The sequence below is a fragment of the Erwinia typographi genome, assembly GCF_000773975.1.
Taxonomy (GTDB): Bacteria; Pseudomonadota; Gammaproteobacteria; order Enterobacterales; family Enterobacteriaceae; genus Erwinia; species Erwinia typographi.
In genome coordinates, this window is the sequence record NZ_JRUQ01000040.1 from 32,709 (window position 1) to 54,523 (window position 21,815).

The following is a 21,815-nucleotide window of genomic DNA, read 5'->3' on the forward strand; positions in this document are numbered from 1 at the left end:
GGCCTTCGCCCTTTAGCGTTTTATTCGCCCATTTATCCCACCCAATAATCAGGGAGAAAAACATGTCTTCACGTAGAGAACTGGCTAACGCCATCCGTGCCTTAAGTATGGATGCGGTACAGAAAGCCAATTCCGGTCATCCAGGCGCCCCGATGGGCATGGCAGATATCGCTGAAGTGCTGTGGCGTGATTTTATTCACCACAACCCGACAAATCCGCAGTGGGCCGATCGCGACCGCTTTATTCTCTCCAACGGCCACGGCTCCATGCTGCTGTACAGCCTGTTGCACCTTACCGGCTACGATTTGCCGATGGAAGAGCTGAAGAACTTCCGCCAGCTGCACTCGAAAACGCCAGGGCACCCGGAATATGGCTACACCCCAGGCGTGGAAACCACCACCGGGCCGCTGGGCCAGGGTCTGGCGAACGCGGTAGGAATGGCGATTGCAGAACGCACGCTGGGCGCACAATTTAACCGCCCCGGCCATGACGTTGTTGACCATCACACCTACGTCTTTATGGGCGATGGCTGCCTGATGGAGGGGATTTCGCACGAAGTCGCCTCGCTGGCCGGTACGTTGGGGTTGGGCAAACTGATCGGCTTTTATGACCACAACGGCATTTCGATTGATGGCGAAGTAGAAGGCTGGTTCAGCGACGATACGGCAAAACGTTTTGAAGCCTATCACTGGCACGTCATCCGCGATATCGACGGCCACGACGCCGAAGCGATCGGCAAGGCAATTAAAGAGGCGCAGAGCGTTACCGATAAGCCTTCGCTGATTATCTGTAAAACCGTGATTGGCTTCGGTTCGCCGAACAAAGCCGGTAAGGAAGAAGCGCACGGCGCGGCGCTGGGTGCGGAAGAAGTCGCCCTGACCCGCAAGCAGCTGGGATGGAACTATCCAGCCTTTGAAATCCCGAAAGAGATTTATGCCCAGTGGGATGCCAAAGAAGCCGGTGCAAAATACGAGAAGGCCTGGAACGAGAAGTTCGCTGCCTATCAAGCTGCGCACCCTGAGCTGGCGCAAGAGTTTTCCCGCCGCATGGCTGGCGATCTACCGGCAAGCTGGGAGCAGGAAACGCAGAAGTTTATTACTGACCTCCAGGCTAACCCGCAGAAAATCGCCAGCCGCAAGGCGTCGCAAAACACGCTGGAAGCCTATGGCAAGCTGCTGCCGGAATACCTTGGCGGCTCCGCCGACCTGGCGCCGAGCAATCTCACCATCTGGTCCGGTTCAAAATCGATCAAAGAAGATTTTGCCGGTAACTACATTCACTATGGCGTGCGCGAATTCGGCATGACCGCCATCGCCAACGGCATCGCGCTGCACGGCGGATTTGTGCCCTATACCGCCACCTTCCTGATGTTCGTTGAGTATGCCCGTAACGCGGTACGCATGGCGGCGCTGATGAAGGCGCGGCAGATTTTGGTTTATACCCATGACTCGATTGGCCTGGGAGAAGATGGTCCGACCCACCAGCCGGTTGAGCAGCTTGCCAGCCTGCGCGTCACGCCGAATATGAGCGTCTGGCGGCCGTGCGACCAGGTCGAAACCGCCGTGGCGTGGAAACATGCCGTTGAGCGTAAGCATGGTCCCACTGCGCTGATCCTGTCGCGTCAAAATCTGCTGCAACCTGAGCGCAGCAAGGCGCAGGTAGATAACATTTCTCGCGGCGCTTACGTGCTGAAAGACTGTGACGGTACGCCAGAAGTGATTCTGATTGCTACCGGTTCGGAAGTGGAAATTACCCTCGGCGCGGCGGAGAAGCTGACCGCTACCGGCCATAAAGTCCGGGTTGTTTCGATGCCGTCCACCGAACTGTTCGATGCGCAGGAAGCCAGCTATCGTGAATCCGTGCTGCCTTCAACGGTTACTGCGCGCGTCGCGGTAGAAGCGGGAATTGCGGACTACTGGTTCAAATATGTCGGCCTGAACGGCTCAATCGTAGGGATGACCACCTTTGGTGAATCTGCCCCGGCCGATAAGCTGTTCAACGAGTTTGGCTTCACGGTAGAGAATATCGTCAGCCATGCCGAAGCGCTGCTGAAACCACACTAAGGTATGACAGCGCCCTCGCCGCGCGTTGGCGGTGAGGGCAATGGCTTATAAACTCAAGCCCGGCAATCGCTGCCGGGCTTTTTTTATGCGGCAAAAAGGCTGCGCTTTAACGCCCTCAGGGCGTCATCTCGACGGTTCCCGTCGGCGCGACTGGTTCGGTTTTGCTGGTCCACAGCGTTGGCCAGTCATCGCTGCCGTGCCAGGCGTCACAGGTGCTCTCCTGGGCATATTCAGCCAGCACGAACTGACGTCCGTTGTACTGCCAGCGGGTGGCGGTGCCGCAGTCTCCCAGGCCGCGCCCTTTGCTGAAGGTCAGCAGCTCGCCTGAGTTGGCGTCGTATTCCGCGTTGATCAGTTCAAGCTGCTTGTCGCCCCGATCTGGCGGCACGAAAGGCAGCGTCAGCGTCAGCCCCTTGGCCACATAGGGCTCGCTGCGGCTGACCTCGAAAGCCAGGTCAATCACGTTATAGGCGCCCATTTCACAGCTCACCAGCAGCAGCGCTTTGTCATCGGACAGCGGCGCTACGCTGACTTCACGGCGCTGAGGATCCAGCGAGCACTCGTCGGTATTGACCCGCCAGGTGCCAAAATCAATCAGGCCGGTAGTTTCATCGCGCGTCAGCGGCGTGGGCGCGCGGAGAGGCGGCTCAACTTCAGGGATCGCCGGTTCAGGCGGCACATCCATCGCCGCACGATTGCCCCGCTTCACCCAGGCGCTCATGCCGTTCACTCGCCCCTGAATATCGTCCATCAGCAGCAGAGCCGCCTTCAGGCCGTGCAGCGAAATGGTGGCGTTGGGTCGGTAAAGCAGCTGAATATTGTCCGCATCCATAACCTGCGCGAGAAACTCATCAATGGAAATCGCGTGGGCGGTCGCCAGATGGTGAGGCTGCACGTCCCAGTGCTTCAGGTCGGGCTTCAGCCGTTGCCCATCGAGCAATAAATTATCTTTCAGCGGCGCGCCCTGTAGCTCGCCGGTATAGCGGTTGCCATAGTCGATGCGCAGCAGCGGGCGATCGTTGCTGCCGGCGCTGCGGCTAAAGGTCATCACCAGACCGTTGTCGCCGGGGAAATTACGCACTACGCAGCTGTTAATGTTATTGCAGGTTATTTGCCAGTCGGAAAAGACTTTTTGCAGCGGCTCAGCGTGAAGCGAAGCAGCGAACAGCAGCAGCGAAGCAAAAGGTAATTTCATCCAGTAAGGCATTGATAACGTATATCCCAGGGTGGCGTAATGGCTACAGGAGAGAGCGAATAAGAGCAGTTGATAATACGGTATCTATCATGCAGCCTGCCACTCCCCAGCTCAATCAGATTTGTCGGACAAGGTTAGCAAAACGTTAAATCAGTCAAATCCACACTTTCGGGCAAAAACGGTCATGTTATTCTAATTTTGCGACAACGGCTGTTGAGATAATTCTCGCGGCGCCAGGCACCAGAATGCCGAAATAATGTGATGCACTTCAAATTATTTCCTGAAACGCATGACAGTCACAACTATTTACTTGATGAAGATCGCTTAATTCAGCGGGCCCCTTTTTTGGGCCCTGGACCCTCGTCCAGGGCACATTTTGCGATCCCGCTATCCATTACTTTTATCAACACCGGAGGCCATTATGTTGCCGATTGAACGCCAGCGACAAATTGTTGAGCAATTAACCAACCACGGTCGGGTGCTGGTCGCGGAACTGGTTAATTTATGTCAGGTCTCGCAGGAAACTATTCGTCGTGACTTAAGCATGTTGGAAAAACAAGGGATTCTCCAGCGTAGCCACGGCGGAGCAGTGATTACCCAGCGAAATATCGGGCCATCAACGGCCGGGAAAGCTGACCTGAGTGAACATGAATTAGCCTTCAGCCAGCGGATTAACGAGAACGTGCCGCAAAAAATGCAGATAGCCAAACGGGCGCTGGACTTTATAAGCCCTGGAGACTGTCTGCTATTAGACAGCAGCAGCACCTGCTGGTTTTTAGCGCGACAGCTGCCGGATATTGAATTAACCGTCCTGACTAACTCGTTGAGAACGGTGCAAACGCTGGCCGCGAAGGGAAATATCCGCACGATCTGTTTGGGAGGGCAATATTCCTCACGCTATGAAGATTTTAAAGGCGTGGTCGCAGAACATCCCCTAAAGGAGTTTCTGATTAATAAAATTTTCTTCTCCTGTAGCAGCCTCGGTAATGACGGCTATCTGCGGGAAGGCAATGAAAATAACGCCCATTTAAAACAACAAATGCTGTTGGCTTCAGAGAGAAAGTTTCTGCTGATGGATGCCAGTAAATTTCTCAAGCCATCATTTGCTCGTATTTGCCACTACCGGGACGTGGATATTTTAATTACCGACACCCTGAAAGATAAAGAATTGCAGCAGGAGCTGGCGTGGAACGGCGTCAATATTATTGACTGTTCCCAACGACAAAGCACCATGCAAATAATGAATTTTTAACCGAACGTTTACCGATTAAAAAATAAAACAAGGAGTAAGAATGAAAAAGACGCTTATTGTCTGTTCCCTCTTCGCGCTATTCGCCAGCAGCACCCTCCACGCCGCAGATAAGCTGCGGATGGGCATCGTGGTCAAAGTCGGCGGCATTCCCTGGTTTAACGCAATGGAAGCCGGGATTAAAAGCGAAGCGGCTAAGCGCGGGATTGATGCCTGGCAGGTTGGCCCCACCTCGGCCGATCCGGCGCTTCAGGTTCGCGCTATCGAGGACTTGATTGCACAAAAGGTCGACATCATTGGCGTCGTACCTAACGACCCGAAGGTACTGGAACCGGTGCTGAAGCGCGCTCGGGAGGCAGGCATCAGGGTGATTACTCACGAGTCTCCCGGCCAGCAGTACGCCAACTGGGATTTTGAGCTGGTGGATGCCGATACCCACGGCATTAACCATATGAAGGCGCTCGCCCAGTGTATGCATGAGGAAGGGAAATACGCCATGTACGTTGGCAGCCTGACCGTCCCTTTGCATCAGCAGTGGACCGACGCAGCGCTCAACTATCAGCGAGCGCACTATCCGAAAATGCAGATGGTGTCCGACAAGTTTGGCGTCGGCGAATCGCTGGATGACTCGATCCGCACCACCAATGAGCTGATGTCCAAATATCCCGATCTGAAAGGCATCATGGCTTTCGGTTCTCAGGGACCGATTGGCGCCGGTCGCGCGGTGCTGAACCGGCAGAAGACCGACCAAATCTGCGTGATCGGCGCCTTCAGTCCTGGCCAGGGCGCTTCGCTGGTTAACCGCGGCGCAATTAAAGGCGGCTATATCTGGAATCCAATGACGGCGGGTGAAGTGTTTGTCCGCGTGGCCGACATGATGGAGAAAAAAGAGCCGTTCACCGATGGCATGACGATTGAGGGCCTCGGCAAGGTAAAAGTGGATGAGAAGAGCCACACCCTGCTGGGTAACAACACCGAAAGCCTGGACAAAACCAACCTGCCGAAACTGGTCAAAATGGGGCTGTGATCATGGAGCTAATCGAACCACACCGGCTGATTGAGCTGGCTAACCTGTCGAAGACCTTTGGCGGTAACCGCGCTCTGAGCGAAATTTCGCTGTCGCTGATGGCAGGGGAAGTTCACTGCCTGGCTGGCACCAACGGCTGTGGCAAGAGCACGCTGATCAAGGTTATTTCCGGCGTACACGCGCCGGACAGCGGCAGCAGCATCACGCTGGATAGCGGGGAGTCGTTTCCCCGCCTTACCCCGAAACAGGCCCGACAGTTTGGTATTCAGGTGATTTATCAGGATCTGTCCCTGTTTCCCAACCTGAGCGTGGCCGAGAACATCGCCTTTGAACACAACCTTAACGGGCTGCTGGGCTGGTACAGCGCCAGAAAGCTGCGCCAGACCGCCGCACGCATTATCAGCGAGCTGAATTTTAGCCTGCGGCTGGATGACAAAGTGGCTTCCCTGTCGATCGCCCAGCGTCAGCAGGTGGCCATTTGCCGCGCGCTGGTGGCGGATGCGCGGCTGGTGATCATGGATGAGCCGACCGCCTCGCTGACCCGTACCGAGGTCAACCAGCTGCTGAGAACCGTGCGCTACCTGAAGGAGAAGAGGATTTGCGTGGTGTTCGTCAGCCACCGGCTGGACGAAGTGCTGGAGATATCCGATCGGGTCACGGTGATCCGCGACGGTCGCAAAATGGGCACCTGGCCCGCCAGCGAAATCGACGGTCACCGGCTGACTGAGCTGATGACCGGGCTGAAGCTCGATTATCAGCTCAGGCCGCCTTTTAAGCAGGATGCCCGCACGCTGCTGGAGGTGGAAAAACTCACCCGCGCCGGTCAGTATCAGGACGTCAGCTTCAGCCTGCGGGCAGGCGAAGTGCTGGGCCTTTGCGGCCTGCTTGGCTCCGGCCGCACCGAACTGGCGCTTTCCCTGTTTGGCATGACCCGCCCGGACAGCGGCAAAATCTGGCTTGATACCAGGCCGGTGCGCTTTCGCAGTCATGAAGACGCCATCAAGGCCGGCATTGGCTATGTGTCGGAAGATCGCCTGACGCTGGGATTAGTCCAGCAGCAGTCGGTGGCGGACAACATGGTGCTGCCGATCCTCGACAAGCTGCGCAACCGCTTCCATCTGATTGATGAATATCGCAAAAACAAGCTGATCCACCAGTGGATTAATCAGCTTGGCGTGCGCGTGGCCGATCCCAGCCAGGCCATCTCTACCCTCTCCGGCGGCAACCAGCAAAAAATCGTGCTGGCGAAATGGGTATTGACCCAGCCGAAAATTCTGATCCTCGACTCGCCAACCGTCGGCGTGGATGTTGGCGCTAAGGCCAGCATCTACCGGCTGATTCACGAGCTGGCAAAAGAGGGGCTGGCAATTTTGCTGATCTCCGACGAAGTGCCGGAGGTTTACTACAACTGCGACCGCATCCTGCATTTCCGCGACGGGCAGATCTGCGCGGAATATCAGCCTGCCGGGCTGGACCAACAGGCTCTCGCGGAGGTGATCAATGCCTGATTTATCCTTTTTCAAACCGCAGTCCAGTCAGGGCTGGCTGGCGTGGGTACTGCTGATCGGCGTGGTGATTTTTTCTCTCGCCAGCGATCGTTTCCTCAGCGTGCAGAATCTGCTGGATCTGGCGGAAAGCTACGCCGTTACCGGAATTTTCGCCCTCGGGCTGTTTGTGGTGCTGGTTACGGGCGGCATTGATATTTCCTTCGCGGCCGTTGCCTCGGTGGTGCAGTACCTGATAGCGACACTGTTTGTTCAGTTCCAGTTCGATAACGCGCTGCTGAGCATTGTGCTCGCTATCGTCTGCGGCGCGCTGTTCGGGACGATCAATGCGCTGCTGATTTACTCGCTGCGCATCGTCTCGATCATCATCACCATCAGTATGCAGTCGCTGCTGTTCGGCCTGCTGATGTGGCTGACCAACGGCAAAAGCCTTTACAGCCTGCCGGACTGGTGGATTCAGCTCAGAAGCGTGATGCCTTTTACGTGGCAGGGGCAACCCTTTCAGGTTGGCCTGCCGCTGACGGTGATGCTGAGCCTGGCGTTGCTGACCTGGCTGCTGCTGAACAAAACCCATCTGGGCCGCCAGCTGTATGCCGTCGGCGGCGATCAGGAGTCGGCGCGCCGCATCGGCATCCGCGTCGGGCTGATTCATCTGCTGGCCTACGGCTATCTGGGGGCGCTGGCCGCTATCGGCGGGCTGGTGCAGGTTTACCGCATGGGTGAAGTGGTGCCGAACGCGCTGGTCGGCGGCGAGCTGGACGTGCTGGCCGCTACCGTGCTGGGCGGCGCAAGCCTGATGGGCGGCAAAGGCACGGTGACCGGCACGCTGATGGGGGTGTTCCTGATAGCCATCCTCAAAAATGGCCTCAACCTGCTCGGCGTCTCTGACTACTTCATGAATATCGTGGTTGGCGGGGTGATCATGGCGGCTATTACCGTGACCCACTACAAAAAACGCAAAGAGACCGACGTCAGCTTCGTCTGACCGGAGGAGAGATGATGAAACGACTGCACTGGGCTAAACCGGACGGCGTAACCAGCGGGCTGCTGCTGCTGATTGTGCTGGCCGTCGCCCTTTTTTCCTGGATGCTGCCGGGCCGCTTTCTGACCGACGGCACCTTTATGAGCATGGCTTTTCAACTGCCGGAATTGGGGCTGCTGACGCTGGCGATGTTTATCGCCATTCTCAGCGGCGGCCTGAACCTGTGCATTATCGCCACCGCTAACCTGACCAGTCTGTTTATCGCCTGGCTGCTGCTGCATTTTCTACCGGCCGGAGCGGGCATTGCTATGCAGCTGTTCTGGCTGGCGATGGGGCTGGCTGGCGCGGCGGCCATCGCCATTGTTATCGGCGCGGTGACCGGGCTGATGGTCACCAAAATTGGTGCTCATCCTATTCTGGTCACGCTGGCTACGATGATGACGGTCAACGGCATTGGCATTTTCCTGACGCGCGGCGCAGCCATCAGCGGTATGCCAGAGGTGCTGAACGTGCTGGGTTCCGGCACGCTGCTTGGCGTACCGCTGCCGATGTGGGTGTTCCTGTTTGCCGCCGCCGGCATGGCGCTGTTCCTCGGCAAAACCCACGCGGGCAAATGTATTTATATGGGCGGCAGCAATATCAACGCCACCTGGTTCAGCGGCGTTAACACCCACCGCATTCTGATGCTGGTCTATATCCTTTCCAGCCTGCTTTGCGTGCTGGCCGGGCTGGTGATGATGGCTCGCTTTAATTCGGCCCGCATGGGCTACGGCGACTCGTATCTGCTGCTGACCGTGCTGGCGATCATTCTTGGCGGCACCGACCCCAACGGCGGCTTTGGCCGCGTCAGCGGCGTGGTGCTCTCGCTGATTGCGCTGCAAACCCTTTCTACCGGCTTCAACCTGATGAATATCAGCCAGCATTTCAGCCTCGCCATGTGGGGAGCCGTGCTGATCGTGGTGCTGGCGGTGAAATTCTTTAACGCCCGTCACGCGGAATACCGCGCCGTGCGCCGTAGCGCCCTGCGCGCCAACTTAATGAAAAAGGAAGTCTGATGCGTACTAAAATCTCCCCTTCGCTGATGTGCATGAACCTGATGGAAATTAAGCAGCAGCTGGCCGTACTGAATACCCGCGCCGATTTTCTCCATGTGGATATCATGGACGGTCACTACGTGAAAAACATCACGCTGTCGCCGTTTTTTATCGAACAGATCCGCCCCTTCACGCCGGTGGCGATTGACGTGCATCTGATGGTTGAAGAGCCCACCGATTTTATTGACGCGGTAGCCAAAGCCGGTGCCGATTATATTTGCCCACACGCAGAAACCATTAATCGCGATGCGTTCCGGGTTATCAATCAAATTCGCTCGCTGAAGAAGAAAGTGGGCGTGGTGCTGAATCCTGCAACGCCCGTATCCTTTATTCATCACTACATCCATCTGCTGGATAAAATTACCGTGATGACCGTTGATCCCGGCTACGCCGGTCAGCCTTTTATTCCCGAAATGGTCAGGAAAATTGCCGAGCTGAAGGCGCTGAAGCAGCAGCACGGCTATCACTACCTGATTGAGATCGACGGTTCCTGTAACGAGAAAACCTACGCCACGCTGCTGGAGGCCGGTGCGGAAGTGCTGATCGTCGGCACCTCAGGCCTGTTTAACCTGGATAACGATCTGACCAGGGCCTGGGACAGCATGGCGCAGAAGATTGCCGACGCTCAGGACAGGCTGAGGGCGTCCGCATGACACAAAGCTGGTTGGGTGTGGATATTGGCGGGACCAGCACCAGGCTGACGACGATGAGTGAGGGAAAGTGGCTGGATTTTCATAAGGTCGCTACCGCCAGCTGGTCGCTGCAGCACGATGCGCTGGCCGCGCTGGCGGAACTGATTTTGCAGGTGCTGGAGAAACAGCGGGTCAGCGGGATCATGCTGGGCCTGCCGGGGATCCTCAGCCGCGATCGCCTGCAGGTGCTGTCGCTGCCGTTTATTCAGGCGCTGGATAACCAGCCGGTGGCGGAAAAACTGTCGGCAAGGCTGGGCGTGCCGGTGGCGATGGATAAGGATGTCAACCATCTGATGCTGTGGGATCTGCTCCAGCTCCCCGCGCTGCCCAACAGCGCGGTAGGGCTCTACCTTGGCACAGGAATGGGCAACAGCCTGTGGCTGAACGGCGCGTTTTATCACGGCGAGCACGGCGGCGCAGGCGAGCTGGGGCATATTCCGCTGGGTGACAACGCGCTCCCCTGCCCGTGCGGCAACCATGGCTGCGCAGAGACGCTGATCTCCGGCCACTGGCTGAGCGGCTGGGCGGCAAAAGAGGCGCCGGACACGCCGATCGCCCATCTTTTCACTCGCCATCACGCTCATGCCGATCTACAGGCATTTACGCAGCGGCTGGCAAAAACTATCGCTACCGAGATGAATATTCTTGACCCGGACACGCTGATCCTCGGCGGCGGCGTGCTGGCAATGGCGGACTTTCCGCTGGCCGAGCTGCGCCAGCAAATTCAACAGCATCTGCGGCCGCCGGTTACCCGCAACGCTCTGAAAATCGTCTTCAGCGAGGCCACCGACCGCACCGGCTGTCGCGGCGCCTGCCTGGCCGCCGAGCGTCACTTTGGAGAAACGGCATGAAAGGAAAAGTGTGCGTATTTGGCTCGTTCAATCTGGATATCGTCTCCAGGATGGCCCGTTTCCCGATGCCGGGCGAATCGCTGATTGCGCAAAGCTGCATGATGGGACCGGGCGGCAAAGGGGCGAATCAGGCCACCGCAGCCCTGCGCGCTGGCGCAAGGGTGCACTATATCGGCAAAATCGGCAGCGACGACTTCGGCAGCTTCGCCCGCCGTCATCTGGAAAAAACCGGCTTTGATGCCATTACGCTGTTTACCTGTAAAGAGAAACCAACCGGTAACGCGCTGATCTATGTGGCGGGTGACGATGCCGAGAATATGATTTCGGTCTATCCGGGCGCTAATCTGACGGTGACCGCCCAGGAGGTCGCGCGCTGCCAGCCGACGGTCGCGGCGGCGGATATCATGCTGATGCAGCTGGAGAACAACCTCAACGCTATCCAGCGGATGGTGGACAGCGCGAGGGCCGCAGAAACCTTCCTGATCCTCAACCCGGCACCGTGGCAAAAGGTCAGCGACGGCCTGTTAAGCAAGATTGACCTGCTGACGCCGAACAGTACCGAAGCCTCTCTGCTCAGCGGCATGACGGTTAACGATGTGCCCAGTGCGCGGCAGGCGGCGGCCATACTGCATCGTAAAGGCGTGCGGCAGCTGATTATCACCTTAGGCACCAGCGGCGCCTTATTGTCCGACGGCGAGCAGTTTTCGCTGATCCCGGTGTATCCCGCACAGCCAAAAGACAGCACCGGCGCAGGAGACGCGTTTAACGGCGCGCTGGCGGCCAGGCTGGCGGCAGGCGAAGCGCTGGAGAAAGCGGCGCTGTTCGCCGCCGCCTATGCTTCGGTCTGCGTTGAGCGGGCCGGTGCCGCGCACTCGATGCCGCTCTACGCGGATGCGGTGGAAAGGATGCGTGCTTTTCCTGAGATCGCTATCCAGGCATTGCAGCCAGCAACGGTTTAAGCAAACGTCGGAGAGGGCTAAAGCGTCAGCCAGCCTTCCAGCAGCGCATGCTGAAGCAGCATCACGGTTTTACCATCTTTGATGCGGCCCTCTTTGATCATCGCCCACGCCTGAGGAAAAGAAATTTCCATCACGTCAATATCCTCATCCTCCACGCCGCCGCCAGCGTTGGCGCGCAGGGAATCATCGTATTCTGCCGCGAAAAAATGGAGCAGCTCGGTCACGCCGCCGGGCGACATATACATCTCATACAGCTTCTCAACCTGGCCTATCGCGTAGCCGGTCTCTTCAATGGCTTCCTTACGGATGCAGTCTTCCGGCGAATCATCATCCAGCAGCCCGGCGCAGGTTTCCGTAAGCATTCCGCTTTCATTACCGTTAACCCAGGTAGCAATGCGGAACTGGCGGGTGAGGATCACGCTGTTTTTATCGCGGTTGTAAAGCAGGATAGTTGCGCCATTGCCGCGATCGTAAACTTCGCGCTTGTGGCGGATTGTGGTGCCATCTTTGGCCGTAAGATCGTAGGTAAAGTTACGCAGGACGAACCAGTTATCTGACAGGATTTTATTCTTGATCACTTCGATTTTAGCTGACATACAGGCTCCGTTGCGTTTTTCGGGAGCCTGTCATCATAAGGCCGCGCGGCGGTGAAAACTATCCTAATTCTGGCTTTCTGACGGACCGCTCCAGCGCGCTATCGCCAGCGCGATCGCCGTGGTGCAGCTCATCAGATCGGCCACCGGCACATGCTCATTCGGCTGATGGCACAGCGCCGGATCGCCGGGGCCAAAGTTGACGGTTGGCGTGCCGAACAGCCCCGGCAGGCCAATATCACTATGCGCGCCAAACCCCGCCAGGCCCGGCGGCATGGCCGCTTCCGCGACCGCCGACTGAAAAGTGGTGACGAAAGGATGGTTGGCCGACACTTCTGCACAGTCCGCATCGAGGATCCACTCAATGCGGGCAGGATGCGCCCGAAGGTAGGGATCGACGTCACAAACCCGCGCCAGATACTCCTCCAGTTCGCGCTTTACGTGGCCGCCCAGCCCAAACTCATCCTTTTCGGCGGGCAGGTACTGGACATCAATAATTATTTCAGCCCTTCCCGCCAGCGATGCCGGATGCTCTCCCGCCTTCAGCTGAGTGACGATAATCTGGTTGGGCAAATCCATCAGCGGATGATTTTTACGCGGATCGTACTGCCAGCGGCGATTGAGAATATCTATCGAGTCCAGCATCTGTCGACACAGCACGATCGCATCCACCGGGCCGCTGGCGTCCCACGAGTTCGGGGTCAGCTCCGCGTGACCGCCGATGCCTTCCAGCACAATCCTTCCCCACAGGACGCCGTGACAGATTGGCGCAATACGGTTGGCGGTCGGCTCGGTCATGATCCCGGCATCGGCCCTGAACCCCCGGTCGACCATAGCCAGCGAACCCATCCCACCAATTTCTTCATCCACTACGGTGGTGAAAACCACGTCACCGGCCAGCGGCACCTTCAGCTCCTGAAGAAATGTCAGCGCCATCAACATGCAGGCCACCCCGCCCTTCATGTCTACCGAGCCGCGCCCGTACACCGCGCCCTCTTTCACGACCGGCGTAAAAGGATCGCTGTGCCAGTGCTCCGCTGCGCCAGCAGGAACCACATCAACATGGCCGTTAAGCATGATTGAACGCCCGCCGCCGCTGCCGCGCAGGACGCCGCCAAGGTTGGGACGCCCTTCGAAAGTCCGGCCTTTATTCGCGCCCGGTCGCCCCTGATATTTGGCATACAGCGCCGGGCCATCAGCATCCCAGAGGTCGGTGGTCATGCCCAGCGCAGCCAGGCGCTGCTGGAGGTAGAGCTGACAGTCACGCTCTCCCGGCCCCGCTTCACGGGGGTCAACCTTAACTATCGACGGAAAGGCAATTAAGTCGCAAAGCGTCTGCACCAGACGATCGCTGTTGCTCTCCACATGGCGGGCTATCCGCTGAGCTAATGTCATAAATTATCTCCGGTAAGATGAGAAACGGTCGGCCAGCAGCACGATAATCAGCAGCAGCCCGACCACGCCGACCTGCCAGACCGTATTGATGCCAAACTGCAACAGGCTGGTTTTGATCGCCACCAGCAGCAGCGTGGCGGCCAGCACGCCGATCGCCCCACCCCGCCCGCCAAAGATCGCCATGCCGCCCAGCAGCGCGGCGGTCAGGGATTCCAGCTCAAGATTGACGCCGACGTTCGGACGACCGCTGCCCAGCCAGGCCAGGGTAATAAACCCGGCACAGCCGGCCAGCGCGCCGCAAATGCCGTAGATCAGCAGTCGTAAGCGATCGACCGGAATGCCGACCAGCCTGGCCGAACGTTCGTTAAACCCCATCGCATAGATCCAGCGCCCCCAGCTGGTAAATTGCAGTATTCCCCACGCCAGGATAAAAGCGGGCAGCACGCAGCAAAGGAAAGGCAGCGGAATAGCGGCTAACGCGCCCCGTCCCCACGGCAGGAGTTCGCGCGGAACGCCGGACAGCGCCGCGCCGCCGGTCAGCGCCAGCGCCAGACCTGACCAGGCGTAAAACGTCCCCAGCGTGACAATCAGCGGCCAGATCTTCAGCCGGGCGATCAACAGGCCGTTGAACAGGCCGAGCAGCAGCCCGCACAGCACGCAGATCGCCGGCAGCAGAAAGGCAGGCGCTCCCGCGTCCAGCGCCATCATGCCCACTACCGCAGAGAGGGAGACATTGCCGCCAACGGATAAATCGATCCCGGCGCCGCCTGACAGCACCACCAGCGCCTGGCCCAGCGCAACCAGCGCCAGCACCGTGGCAAACTGAAGCAGGGCCGTCAGGTTTATCGGGTCCAGCATCGTGGGTTGGAATAGCAGCACCACGGCGACCAGCAGGCACCAGAGCGCCACCAGCAGGCAGGTGACGAGATGCGAACGCAAAAATTTCATGTCCTTCCCCGCCTCAGTCCATTTACCGAGAGGCGTCCGCTTAGCACTTCCGCACTTAATACCCCCAGCAACAGCACGCCGGTCACTACCGTCTGCCACAGCGAAGGCACGCCGATCAGCAGCAGGCCGTTTTGCAAAATGCGCAGCAGCAGTACGCCCAGAAGCGTACCCAGCAGGCTGCATTCACCACCGGTAATCCGCGTTCCGCCGAGTACCACAGCGGCGATAGCTTCCAGCGCCAGCGTGCTGCCAATGGTCATCTCGACGTTACGGTAGGTCGCCACATAAAAAGTGGCCGCAATCCCGCAAAGCAGTCCGCTCAGCATAAAAGTCATAAACCGGATGCGGTTGACCGGCACGCCGGAGAGGCGAGCCTTCTCTTCCGAATGGCCGATAGCCAGCAGATGAGGACCATAGGCAGTCCTGCGCAGCGCCAGCCAGACCAGCAACCAGGCCAGCGCGATAAGCCACGCCATTAGCGGCAGCCCCAGCAACCGGCTGTTTACCCAGCGAGTCAGCCCGTCCGGCAGGCCGGACAGCCACTGGCCGCCCAGCAAGGCAAAGATGGCGGTGCGATAAACGCCGTACAGGCCCAGGGTGCCAACAATCGCCGGTATCCGCCCCACCACCACCACGGTGGCGGTGAGAGCGCCAACGGCGATACCAATTGCTGGCCCAATCAGCACGGCGGCAAACAGCGCGTTGGCCCCCAGCATCTGCCCAACGCCCCATGCCGCCAGCCCCATCACCACCCCAACCGAGACATCAACGCCACCCATCGCCAGGATCAGCGTCATTCCCAAACCGATTAGCAGCAGCTCCACGCTGTTGCGCAGCACCGTGCCAAGATTGTCGGCGGTGGCAAACCAGGGGGAAGCCAGCGAAAAAATCGCGCAGGCCAGCAGGCAAACGGCTGCCAGAGTGATTTCCCGCGCGGACCAGCGCCACAGCGTTCCTTTCATACCGGCTCCCGTCAGAAGTGATACTGGTCAACGTTATCTTTGGTGAAAACGGCGGGCGCGCCGAGCAGCAGAATGCCGGTTTTGCTGTCGTAGCTGACCGGTTTAGCAAAGCCGGGAACGCTGTTTTCGGTGGCGAATTGTTTGCCGTCAATCAGCTGCTTGCCTGCCCAGACGGTCAGATAGCCGAGTTTTTCCGGGTCCCATAACACGGTGTAGCCAAATGCACCGCTTTTCAGGTAGGCGCGGGCGGTGTTCGGACTGCAATAGCCAGCGCCAATCACTTTGCCAATCTTGCCTGCGGTTTCAATAGCCTGTGCTACCCCCGGACAGGTAGTAGAAGCGACGGCGATAATGCCTTTCAAATCAGGATTGGAAGAGATCAGGTCGGTGGCTATCTGCGCGGCGCGGCTGGCGGTGCCACCGGCGAACTGGGGCGCCAGCAGGGTAATGTTGGGGTATTTCGCCTTCACCCTGGCCTGCATAAAGCCAATCCAGCCATTGAGGTTAGAAGCGGTGGCCTCACCGGAGACAATGCCAATTTTGCCGCTTTCGCCGACGCGCTTCACCATCTCATCAATAATACTCTCGCCGAGTCCCTGGTCGGTTGCCTGCGCCACATAGACCGCCCGCCCGCTGTCCGGCGCGTCGCTGTCGCTGGTATAGAGCGATACGCCGCGAGATTTCGCCTGTTCCACCACCGGCGCGAGGCTTGACGCGTCCAGCACGCTGACCGAAATGGCCTTAACGCCCTGAGCAATCAGGTTCTGCACAATTTGCAGCTGGTCCATCGGGTTGGTATCCACCGGCCCGGAGTAGACAAAATCCACCCCCAGATCTTTCGCCGCGCGGTTTCCGCCCTCCTGCATCGCCTGGAAGTAAGGAATACCGACGATTTGTGGGACGAAAGCCACTTTAGGTTTGTCGGCGGCGCTGACAAACTGGCTGGCAAGGTAAACAGAGGTCGCAAGCAATGTGAGAGTGATGCGTTTCATCATAGTCAGATTCCACCCAGTGAAAGGAACGATCGGTTAATCACGCAGTTGCTCACTGGCGCGCGCGTCGGGATGCGCGCCGGTGATCAGGGAGACAATTTCATCAGGCGAGGTTTCATTCCGCCGCCGCTCGGCAATTTTCCGACCGCGACGGAATACCACCATTCGATCGGCCACCTCAAAAACGTCGCTGATGTTGTGGCTAATCAGCACCACGCCGCAGTTACGCTCGGCGAGCCTGCGCGTCAGGGAGAGTACTTTGCGGGTTTCCGCCACCGCCAGCGCGGCGGTAGGCTCATCCATCATCACCAGCTGCGCATTCAGGTTCAGCGCCCGGCAGATGGCGACCGCCTGCCGCTGCCCGCCTGACAGGCTGCCCACCGGCGCTTCGGCATCTGAGATATGCGCGTCCAGCTCCTTCAGCAGTTGCTCAACGCGCTGCCGCATGGCCTGCATCCGTAAGAAAGGAATACCCAACACCCGACGCTTAAGCTCGCGGCCAAGGAAAACGTTTTCAGCAATCGACAGGTTTTCGGCGAGCGCCAGTTCCTGATAGATGGTGGCGATGCCGTGGTCGGCGGCGTCTTTAGGCGAGGCGAAGCGGACGCTTTTCCCGGAGACGCTCAGTTCCCCGGAAGAGGCGCTGAAGGCCCCCGAAAGCACTTTAGTGAAGGTTGATTTGCCCGCACCATTATCTCCCAGCAGCGCCAGTACCTCTCCGCGATGGATCTCAAGACTGACGCCGTTCAGCGCCGTCAGCGCCCCAAAGCGCTTGGTAATATTGTTTGCTTTGACCAGAACTTCACCCATAACGATTCCCTGAGGCTGACTGTGCTTAAGTAAACCGGTTTACCCGCTTTAGGGAGCGGGGCATCCAGCATTGGTCTGTTGGGGAATAATTAAGCAGTTCGCGTGCCAGTTCAGCGGTGAGGTGACAGATATAAAAGGCAGGAGGCTGAAATAACAGCAGTAATTTATGAATGAGCCGGTAAACCGGTTAACGCGATGGCAGAGGATTTTTTCCGTTGAAAATCAAGGATGCGTCATCATCGTGCAGCCCTGCGCCAGTCTGAAGCAGCCGCCATAAAAAAGGCGGCCTGACTCAGGCCGCCCTTCTCTGTTCAGCAAACGGTTAGCCTGCCGAATCTTCTTTCGTCGGCTGCTGTTCGTGTTCGGTCTGAGCGACCGCATGCACGCGCTTACGCACGCCAAACCAGCCCAGCACCAGAATCACCGCAATCAGCGGCAGCGAGGCGATGGTGAACGTCCCGTTCGGGTAGTCGAAAGCCATCAGCACCAGCACGCTCGCCAGGAAGAGCAGCGTCAGCCACGAGGTAAACGGCGCCCACGGCAGCTTAAAGCTCACGTCTTCCGCCCGCCCCTCTTTAATCGCCTTGCGCAGCCGCATCTGGCAGACCACGATAAAGGCCCAGGAGGAGATAATCCCCAGCGAAGCGATGTTCAGCACGATTTCGAAGACGCTGGAGGGCACGATATAGTTGAGGTAAACCCCGATGATGTAGACGCCAATCGTCACCAGAATGCCCATATAAGGCACCTGCTGGCCGCTCATTTTTGACATGAACTTCGGCGCCGATCCGCCCATCGACATTGAGCGCAAAATGCGGCCCGTTGAGTAAAGGCCGGAGTTAAGGCTGGAAAGCGCCGCGCTCAGCACCACAATATTCATGATGCTGCCAACATAGGGAACGCCGAGCCTGGAGAAGAAGGTAACAAACGGGCTTTGCCCGGCCTGATAGGCATTCCACGGCAGCAGCAGCACCAGCAGCACCACCGATCCAACGTAGAACAGACCAATTCGCCAGATCACGCTGTTAATCGCTTTTGGCAGCATGGTCTTCGGATCTTTACACTCCCCGGCAGCCGTCCCTACCAGTTCGATAGAGGCAAAGGCGAAGACGACCCCCTGGACCAGAACCAGAGCCGGCAGCAGGCCATGCGGGAAGAATCCGCCGTTATCACTGATCAGGTGGAAGCCGGTGGTGTTGCCGTCCAGCGGTTTGCCAGAGCCGAGGAACACCACGCCAACCACCAGGAAGATAGCAATCGCCAGCACTTTAATCAGCGCGAACCAGAACTCCATCTCAGCAAACCACTTCACGCCGATCATGTTCATGGTCCCGACGATAGCCAGCGCGCCCAGCGCAAACACCCACTGCGGCACATCGCCAAACGCTCCCCAGTAATGCATATAGAGCGCTACCGCCGTGATATCGACGATACCGGTCATCGCCCAGTTGACGAAATACATCCAGCCCGCCACGTAGGAAGCCTTTTCACCAAGGAACTCACGCGCGTAAGAAACAAAGCTACCGCTGGAGGGGCGGTGAAGCACCAACTCACCCAGCGCACGCAGGATGAAGAAAGAGAAGATACCGCATACTAAATAGACGATGGCCAGCGCCGGACCGGCAATCTGCAGACGAGCCCCCGCCCCCAGAAACAGCCCCGTGCCTATTGCGCCGCCAATGGCAATCATCTGAACGTGACGATTGTCCATGGCCTTGTGATAGCCGGAGTCATGAGAGTTTAACCAACGTCTTCTTGCGGCGCGCTTGTTGGCAACCGCTGTTTTATCAGCTTTCATTATCGTTCCTATTATCCTGTCCACAGTATGACGGCTACCCGTCCCGGGTATCCTGATGTGTGTTACCAACCAAACGATTGCGCCAGCAGCACAAACGTCTGGGCAAAACCCGGGTTCCTGTAGTTATATTCTTGACGGAAGCGGGAAAATTGCGGCGATGCATCCTAACCGTTCTGTAAAGCTGACGCAAAAATTCCGCCGGGGAAATCGTGAGCTTTTGTTATTTTTGCCGGTTGGCGCATAAAAAAACCGACCGCAACAGGCGGTCGGTTCAGTGAGGTCACTAAGGCTACACAGGGGTCGGACTGAGGGGTAAAACTTAACGGTAAATCTCGGCGTTACCGCTCCACAGGCTGGAATCACCGGGGGTATCCGCGCGAATGACACGGTAGTGGCTGGCCCCCATTTCTTCCGCTTTTTTCGACAGCTGATGGGTGGCATCATCCAGTGAACCACTGACGCCAGACACAGAAACAGTGCCCATAGCCTGTAGATCCTGGCTCTGTGCCCGGTCGACCTGGGTGGCAGCCAGCGCTGAGAAAGAGGTGGCGGCAAAAAGGGTGGCGGCAAGCAGAGCAGGGAGTTTCATCTTCATAATTTATTTCCTCGTCGAAGTTATCATTCGTCACGAGATTAATTATGACCCTGCTAATGAAAAGCAGCGTGGCAATGGGGTAAAAGTGTTTAAGGATTGTGAAGAGATTGAGGTGCTGTCCAAAGAAGTGTCAATGAAAGTTACATTTAACCTGGACTGTAAAAGGATGTGTCTCAACAGCCGCTGCTGAAATAAATACCGCCACTTTTGTTGGGGATGTAAGCACTGTAACCAGCATAAGGGCTGGCTTCAAGCGATAAAGAGCACGTTTTGAACATTCTTTCTGCCTGGCACCCAGGTCAATGTTTTGCCGGGCGTTACCGCTATACTGACCGCAACGCTACTATAAGGAAGCGATGGATGTTTAAGCGTTCCGTAACCAGCAGCCTGGGCCGCATGTTGTTCGCCATTGTGCTGCTCTCGGTGCTCTCGTCCGGCCTGGCGCTGCTGACGCTCGCCACCAGCCTGCGCGATGCCGAAGCCGTTAATATTGCCGGGTCGCTGCGTATGCAGAGTTATCGACTGGCCTGGGATGCCGCCAGCCTGACCTCTGAGCTGCCGCGAGATATCGCGGCGTACCAGCAGTCGGTTGAAGCCCCGGCGCTAAAGGCGCTGGATCGGCTTTATGTCCCGAACAGCGTCAGGACGCGCTATCACGCGCTGCTACAGGACTGGCAAACCTTGCAGCCGGATCTGGCGGCGGGCAATACCCGACACTACCAACAGAACGTTTCTCTTTATGTCGCGCAGATCGATCGCTTCGTGCTGGCGTTACAGCACTGGGCCGAACTGAAAATGAAGCTGGTTGCCGGGGTCAGCCTGCTGGGCTTTGCGGCGATCGCGCTGCTGGTCATCTGGACGCTGCGCCTGGTTAAACGTCAGGTGGTGGCCCCGCTGAATCAGCTGGTGATGGCCAGTAACGCCATTGAGCACGCCCGTTTTCACCATACGACGCTGGATACCCGGCTGCCAAACGAGCTGGGCGTGCTGGCCCGGGCCTTTGCCCGCATGACCTCCGAGCTGGAAAAACTCTATCAAAGTCTTGAGCTGGCGGTGAAAGAGAAAACCAGCGACCTGCGCCTCGCCAATCGCCGTCTGGCCCTGCTTTATCAGTGCTCAGAGACGCTCAGCCGCTACCTCGATCCCGCCCGGGCCTGGCCGGAAGTGCTTGAGCTGGTGGCAGAACACGAAAGTTTCTGCGCGATCGAAATAAGCGCCCCGCCGCACGGCCCCCTCAGCGCCGGTCAGCCTGACCCAAGCCTGGCCTGGCTTACCCTGCCGCTGGATACGGAAGGCGCTACTCTGCGCTGGCAGGCGCAGAGTAGCGAGCCTCAGCTGATGCAGGGAGTGGCGACAATGCTGGCCAGGTCGGTGCTGCTCGATCGCGCGCAGCAAAAGGTTCGCCACCTGCTGGTAATGGAAGAGCGCGCCACCATCGCCCGCGAGCTGCATGACTCGCTGGCACAATCTCTTGCCTATCTGCGCATCCAGCTTGCGCGGCTGAAGCGCGTATCGGAGGGCAACGCGTTACCGGCTCAGGCTATCGTGGGCGAAATCGATCGCGCTCTGACGGAAGCAAACCTCCAGCTGCGGGAACTGTTAACCACTTTCCGCCTGTCGATTGAGCCTGCCGATTTAGCCACCGCGCTGCGCCAGGTGATAACGACGCTTAGCGAACAGTCCAGCGCGGACATCGTGCTGGTGAGCGAACCTGAACCTCGCCAGCTGGAAGCGCAGAAACAGGTACACGTACTGCAAATCGTCCGTGAGGCCCTGCTCAACGCGATCCGCCATGCGCAGGCGTCGAGAATTGAGATCCACTGTAGCTGCCCGGCTGAAGGGCAGAATGTCATTGAAATTCAGGATAATGGTATCGGCATCGGCGACAAAATCTCGCCGCCCGGCCATTACGGCCTGTCGATAATGCGCGAGCGTACAGCCAGTCTGGGAGGAGAGCTCAACATTTCTTCAGCAAGCCAAAAGGGAACAGTCGTCTCACTGCGCTTCCCCACTTAGTCTGCCGGTTGCGCTGTTTACGACAACAGCGTGACGGCACAAGGGCTGCCAGATAATCTTAGTGGACGAATTAGCACGATAATTTACAT

At 58.0% G+C, this 21,815-nt stretch carries 19 protein-coding genes; 10 read left to right on the forward strand and 9 right to left on the reverse strand.

The annotated features are described in order from the left end of the window. Positions 1-62 precede the first annotated feature (62 nt). Positions 63-2,063 (forward strand): transketolase, encoded by a 2,001-nt coding sequence (gene tkt, locus NG99_RS13540; RefSeq protein ID WP_034893683.1) that lies wholly within the window; start codon positions 63-65, stop codon positions 2,061-2,063. Positions 2,064-2,178: 115 nt separating this feature from the next. Here tkt and NG99_RS13545 read toward each other — a convergent pair whose 3' ends face one another. Beyond that, on the reverse strand, positions 2,179-3,270 hold the full coding sequence (locus tag NG99_RS13545; protein ID WP_034893686.1) for a DUF1176 domain-containing protein: 1,092 nt from the start codon (positions 3,268-3,270) through the stop codon (positions 2,179-2,181). A 409-nt stretch (positions 3,271-3,679) separates the two neighbouring features. On the opposite strand from NG99_RS13545, the gene NG99_RS13550 reads away from it, so the two are divergent. From NG99_RS13550 to NG99_RS13585, 8 genes are read left to right on the forward strand one after another with little or no spacing between them, the layout of a single operon-like run. Beyond that, positions 3,680-4,510 (forward strand): DeoR/GlpR family DNA-binding transcription regulator, encoded by an 831-nt coding sequence (locus NG99_RS13550; RefSeq protein WP_034893689.1) that lies wholly within the window; start codon positions 3,680-3,682, stop codon positions 4,508-4,510. Positions 4,511-4,550: 40 nt separating this feature from the next. Then, positions 4,551-5,534 carry a substrate-binding domain-containing protein gene (locus tag NG99_RS13555; protein WP_034893692.1) on the forward strand — a complete coding sequence of 328 codons (984 nt, stop codon included), beginning with the start codon at positions 4,551-4,553 and terminating at the stop codon, positions 5,532-5,534. Positions 5,535-5,536: 2 nt separating this feature from the next. Continuing rightward, on the forward strand, positions 5,537-7,042 hold the full coding sequence (locus NG99_RS13560) for a sugar ABC transporter ATP-binding protein (protein ID WP_034893693.1): 1,506 nt from the start codon (positions 5,537-5,539) through the stop codon (positions 7,040-7,042). Next, positions 7,035-8,024, forward strand: a complete 990-nt coding sequence (locus NG99_RS13565; RefSeq protein WP_034893695.1) for an ABC transporter permease — start codon at positions 7,035-7,037, stop codon at positions 8,022-8,024. The genes NG99_RS13560 and NG99_RS13565 overlap by 8 nt, the downstream gene beginning before the upstream one ends. A gap of 14 nt (positions 8,025-8,038) precedes the next feature. Beyond that, positions 8,039-9,076 carry an ABC transporter permease gene (locus NG99_RS13570; protein WP_034894061.1) on the forward strand — a complete coding sequence of 346 codons (1,038 nt, stop codon included), beginning with the start codon at positions 8,039-8,041 and terminating at the stop codon, positions 9,074-9,076. Continuing rightward, positions 9,076-9,768 carry a D-allulose 6-phosphate 3-epimerase gene (alsE, locus tag NG99_RS13575; protein ID WP_034893697.1) on the forward strand — a complete coding sequence of 231 codons (693 nt, stop codon included), beginning with the start codon at positions 9,076-9,078 and terminating at the stop codon, positions 9,766-9,768. Before NG99_RS13570 ends, alsE begins: the two co-directional genes overlap by 1 nt. Then, positions 9,765-10,658 carry an allose kinase gene (gene alsK, locus NG99_RS13580; RefSeq protein ID WP_034893698.1) on the forward strand — a complete coding sequence of 298 codons (894 nt, stop codon included), beginning with the start codon at positions 9,765-9,767 and terminating at the stop codon, positions 10,656-10,658. Before alsE ends, alsK begins: the two co-directional genes overlap by 4 nt. Continuing rightward, positions 10,655-11,617 carry a ribokinase gene (locus NG99_RS13585; RefSeq protein WP_034893700.1) on the forward strand — a complete coding sequence of 321 codons (963 nt, stop codon included), beginning with the start codon at positions 10,655-10,657 and terminating at the stop codon, positions 11,615-11,617. Before alsK ends, NG99_RS13585 begins: the two co-directional genes overlap by 4 nt. A gap of 17 nt (positions 11,618-11,634) precedes the next feature. Here the strand turns inward: NG99_RS13585 and nudK are convergent, their stop codons facing one another. From nudK to NG99_RS13625, 8 genes are all read right to left on the reverse strand, one after another. Further along, on the reverse strand, positions 11,635-12,213 hold the full coding sequence (nudK, locus tag NG99_RS13590; protein ID WP_034893702.1) for a GDP-mannose pyrophosphatase NudK: 579 nt from the start codon (positions 12,211-12,213) through the stop codon (positions 11,635-11,637). Between the two features lie 63 nt (positions 12,214-12,276). Beyond that, entirely contained in the window at positions 12,277-13,605 is a 1,329-nt protein-coding gene (locus tag NG99_RS13595) for a M20 family metallopeptidase (protein ID WP_034893704.1), read from the reverse strand. A gap of 3 nt (positions 13,606-13,608) precedes the next feature. Further along, positions 13,609-14,553 carry an ABC transporter permease gene (locus NG99_RS13600; RefSeq protein WP_034893706.1) on the reverse strand — a complete coding sequence of 315 codons (945 nt, stop codon included), beginning with the start codon at positions 14,551-14,553 and terminating at the stop codon, positions 13,609-13,611. Next, positions 14,550-15,515 carry an ABC transporter permease gene (locus NG99_RS13605; protein ID WP_034893709.1) on the reverse strand — a complete coding sequence of 322 codons (966 nt, stop codon included), beginning with the start codon at positions 15,513-15,515 and terminating at the stop codon, positions 14,550-14,552. The genes NG99_RS13600 and NG99_RS13605 overlap by 4 nt, the downstream gene beginning before the upstream one ends. Before the next feature lie 11 nt (positions 15,516-15,526). Beyond that, the gene (locus NG99_RS13610; RefSeq protein ID WP_034893712.1) at positions 15,527-16,510 is read right to left on the reverse strand and encodes an autoinducer 2 ABC transporter substrate-binding protein; all 984 of its coding nucleotides are present in this window, start codon (positions 16,508-16,510) and stop codon (positions 15,527-15,529) included. A gap of 33 nt (positions 16,511-16,543) precedes the next feature. Continuing rightward, positions 16,544-17,317, reverse strand: coding sequence for an ATP-binding cassette domain-containing protein (locus NG99_RS13615; protein ID WP_034893716.1), 774 nt, complete (start codon positions 17,315-17,317; stop codon positions 16,544-16,546). A gap of 322 nt (positions 17,318-17,639) precedes the next feature. Beyond that, complete coding sequence (ansP, locus tag NG99_RS13620) at positions 17,640-19,115, reverse strand: L-asparagine permease (RefSeq protein ID WP_034893719.1); 1,476 nt, start codon at positions 19,113-19,115, stop codon at positions 17,640-17,642. A 319-nt stretch (positions 19,116-19,434) separates the two neighbouring features. Then, complete coding sequence (locus tag NG99_RS13625; RefSeq protein ID WP_034893722.1) at positions 19,435-19,710, reverse strand: YdgH/BhsA/McbA family protein; 276 nt, start codon at positions 19,708-19,710, stop codon at positions 19,435-19,437. A gap of 360 nt (positions 19,711-20,070) precedes the next feature. Between NG99_RS13625 and narQ the strand changes: the two genes are divergently transcribed. Next, positions 20,071-21,726: a nitrate/nitrite two-component system sensor histidine kinase NarQ gene (gene narQ, locus NG99_RS13630; RefSeq protein WP_034893725.1), complete on the forward strand. Its 1,656-nt coding sequence runs from the start codon at positions 20,071-20,073 to the stop codon at positions 21,724-21,726. The last annotated feature ends 89 nt before the right edge of the window (positions 21,727-21,815 follow it).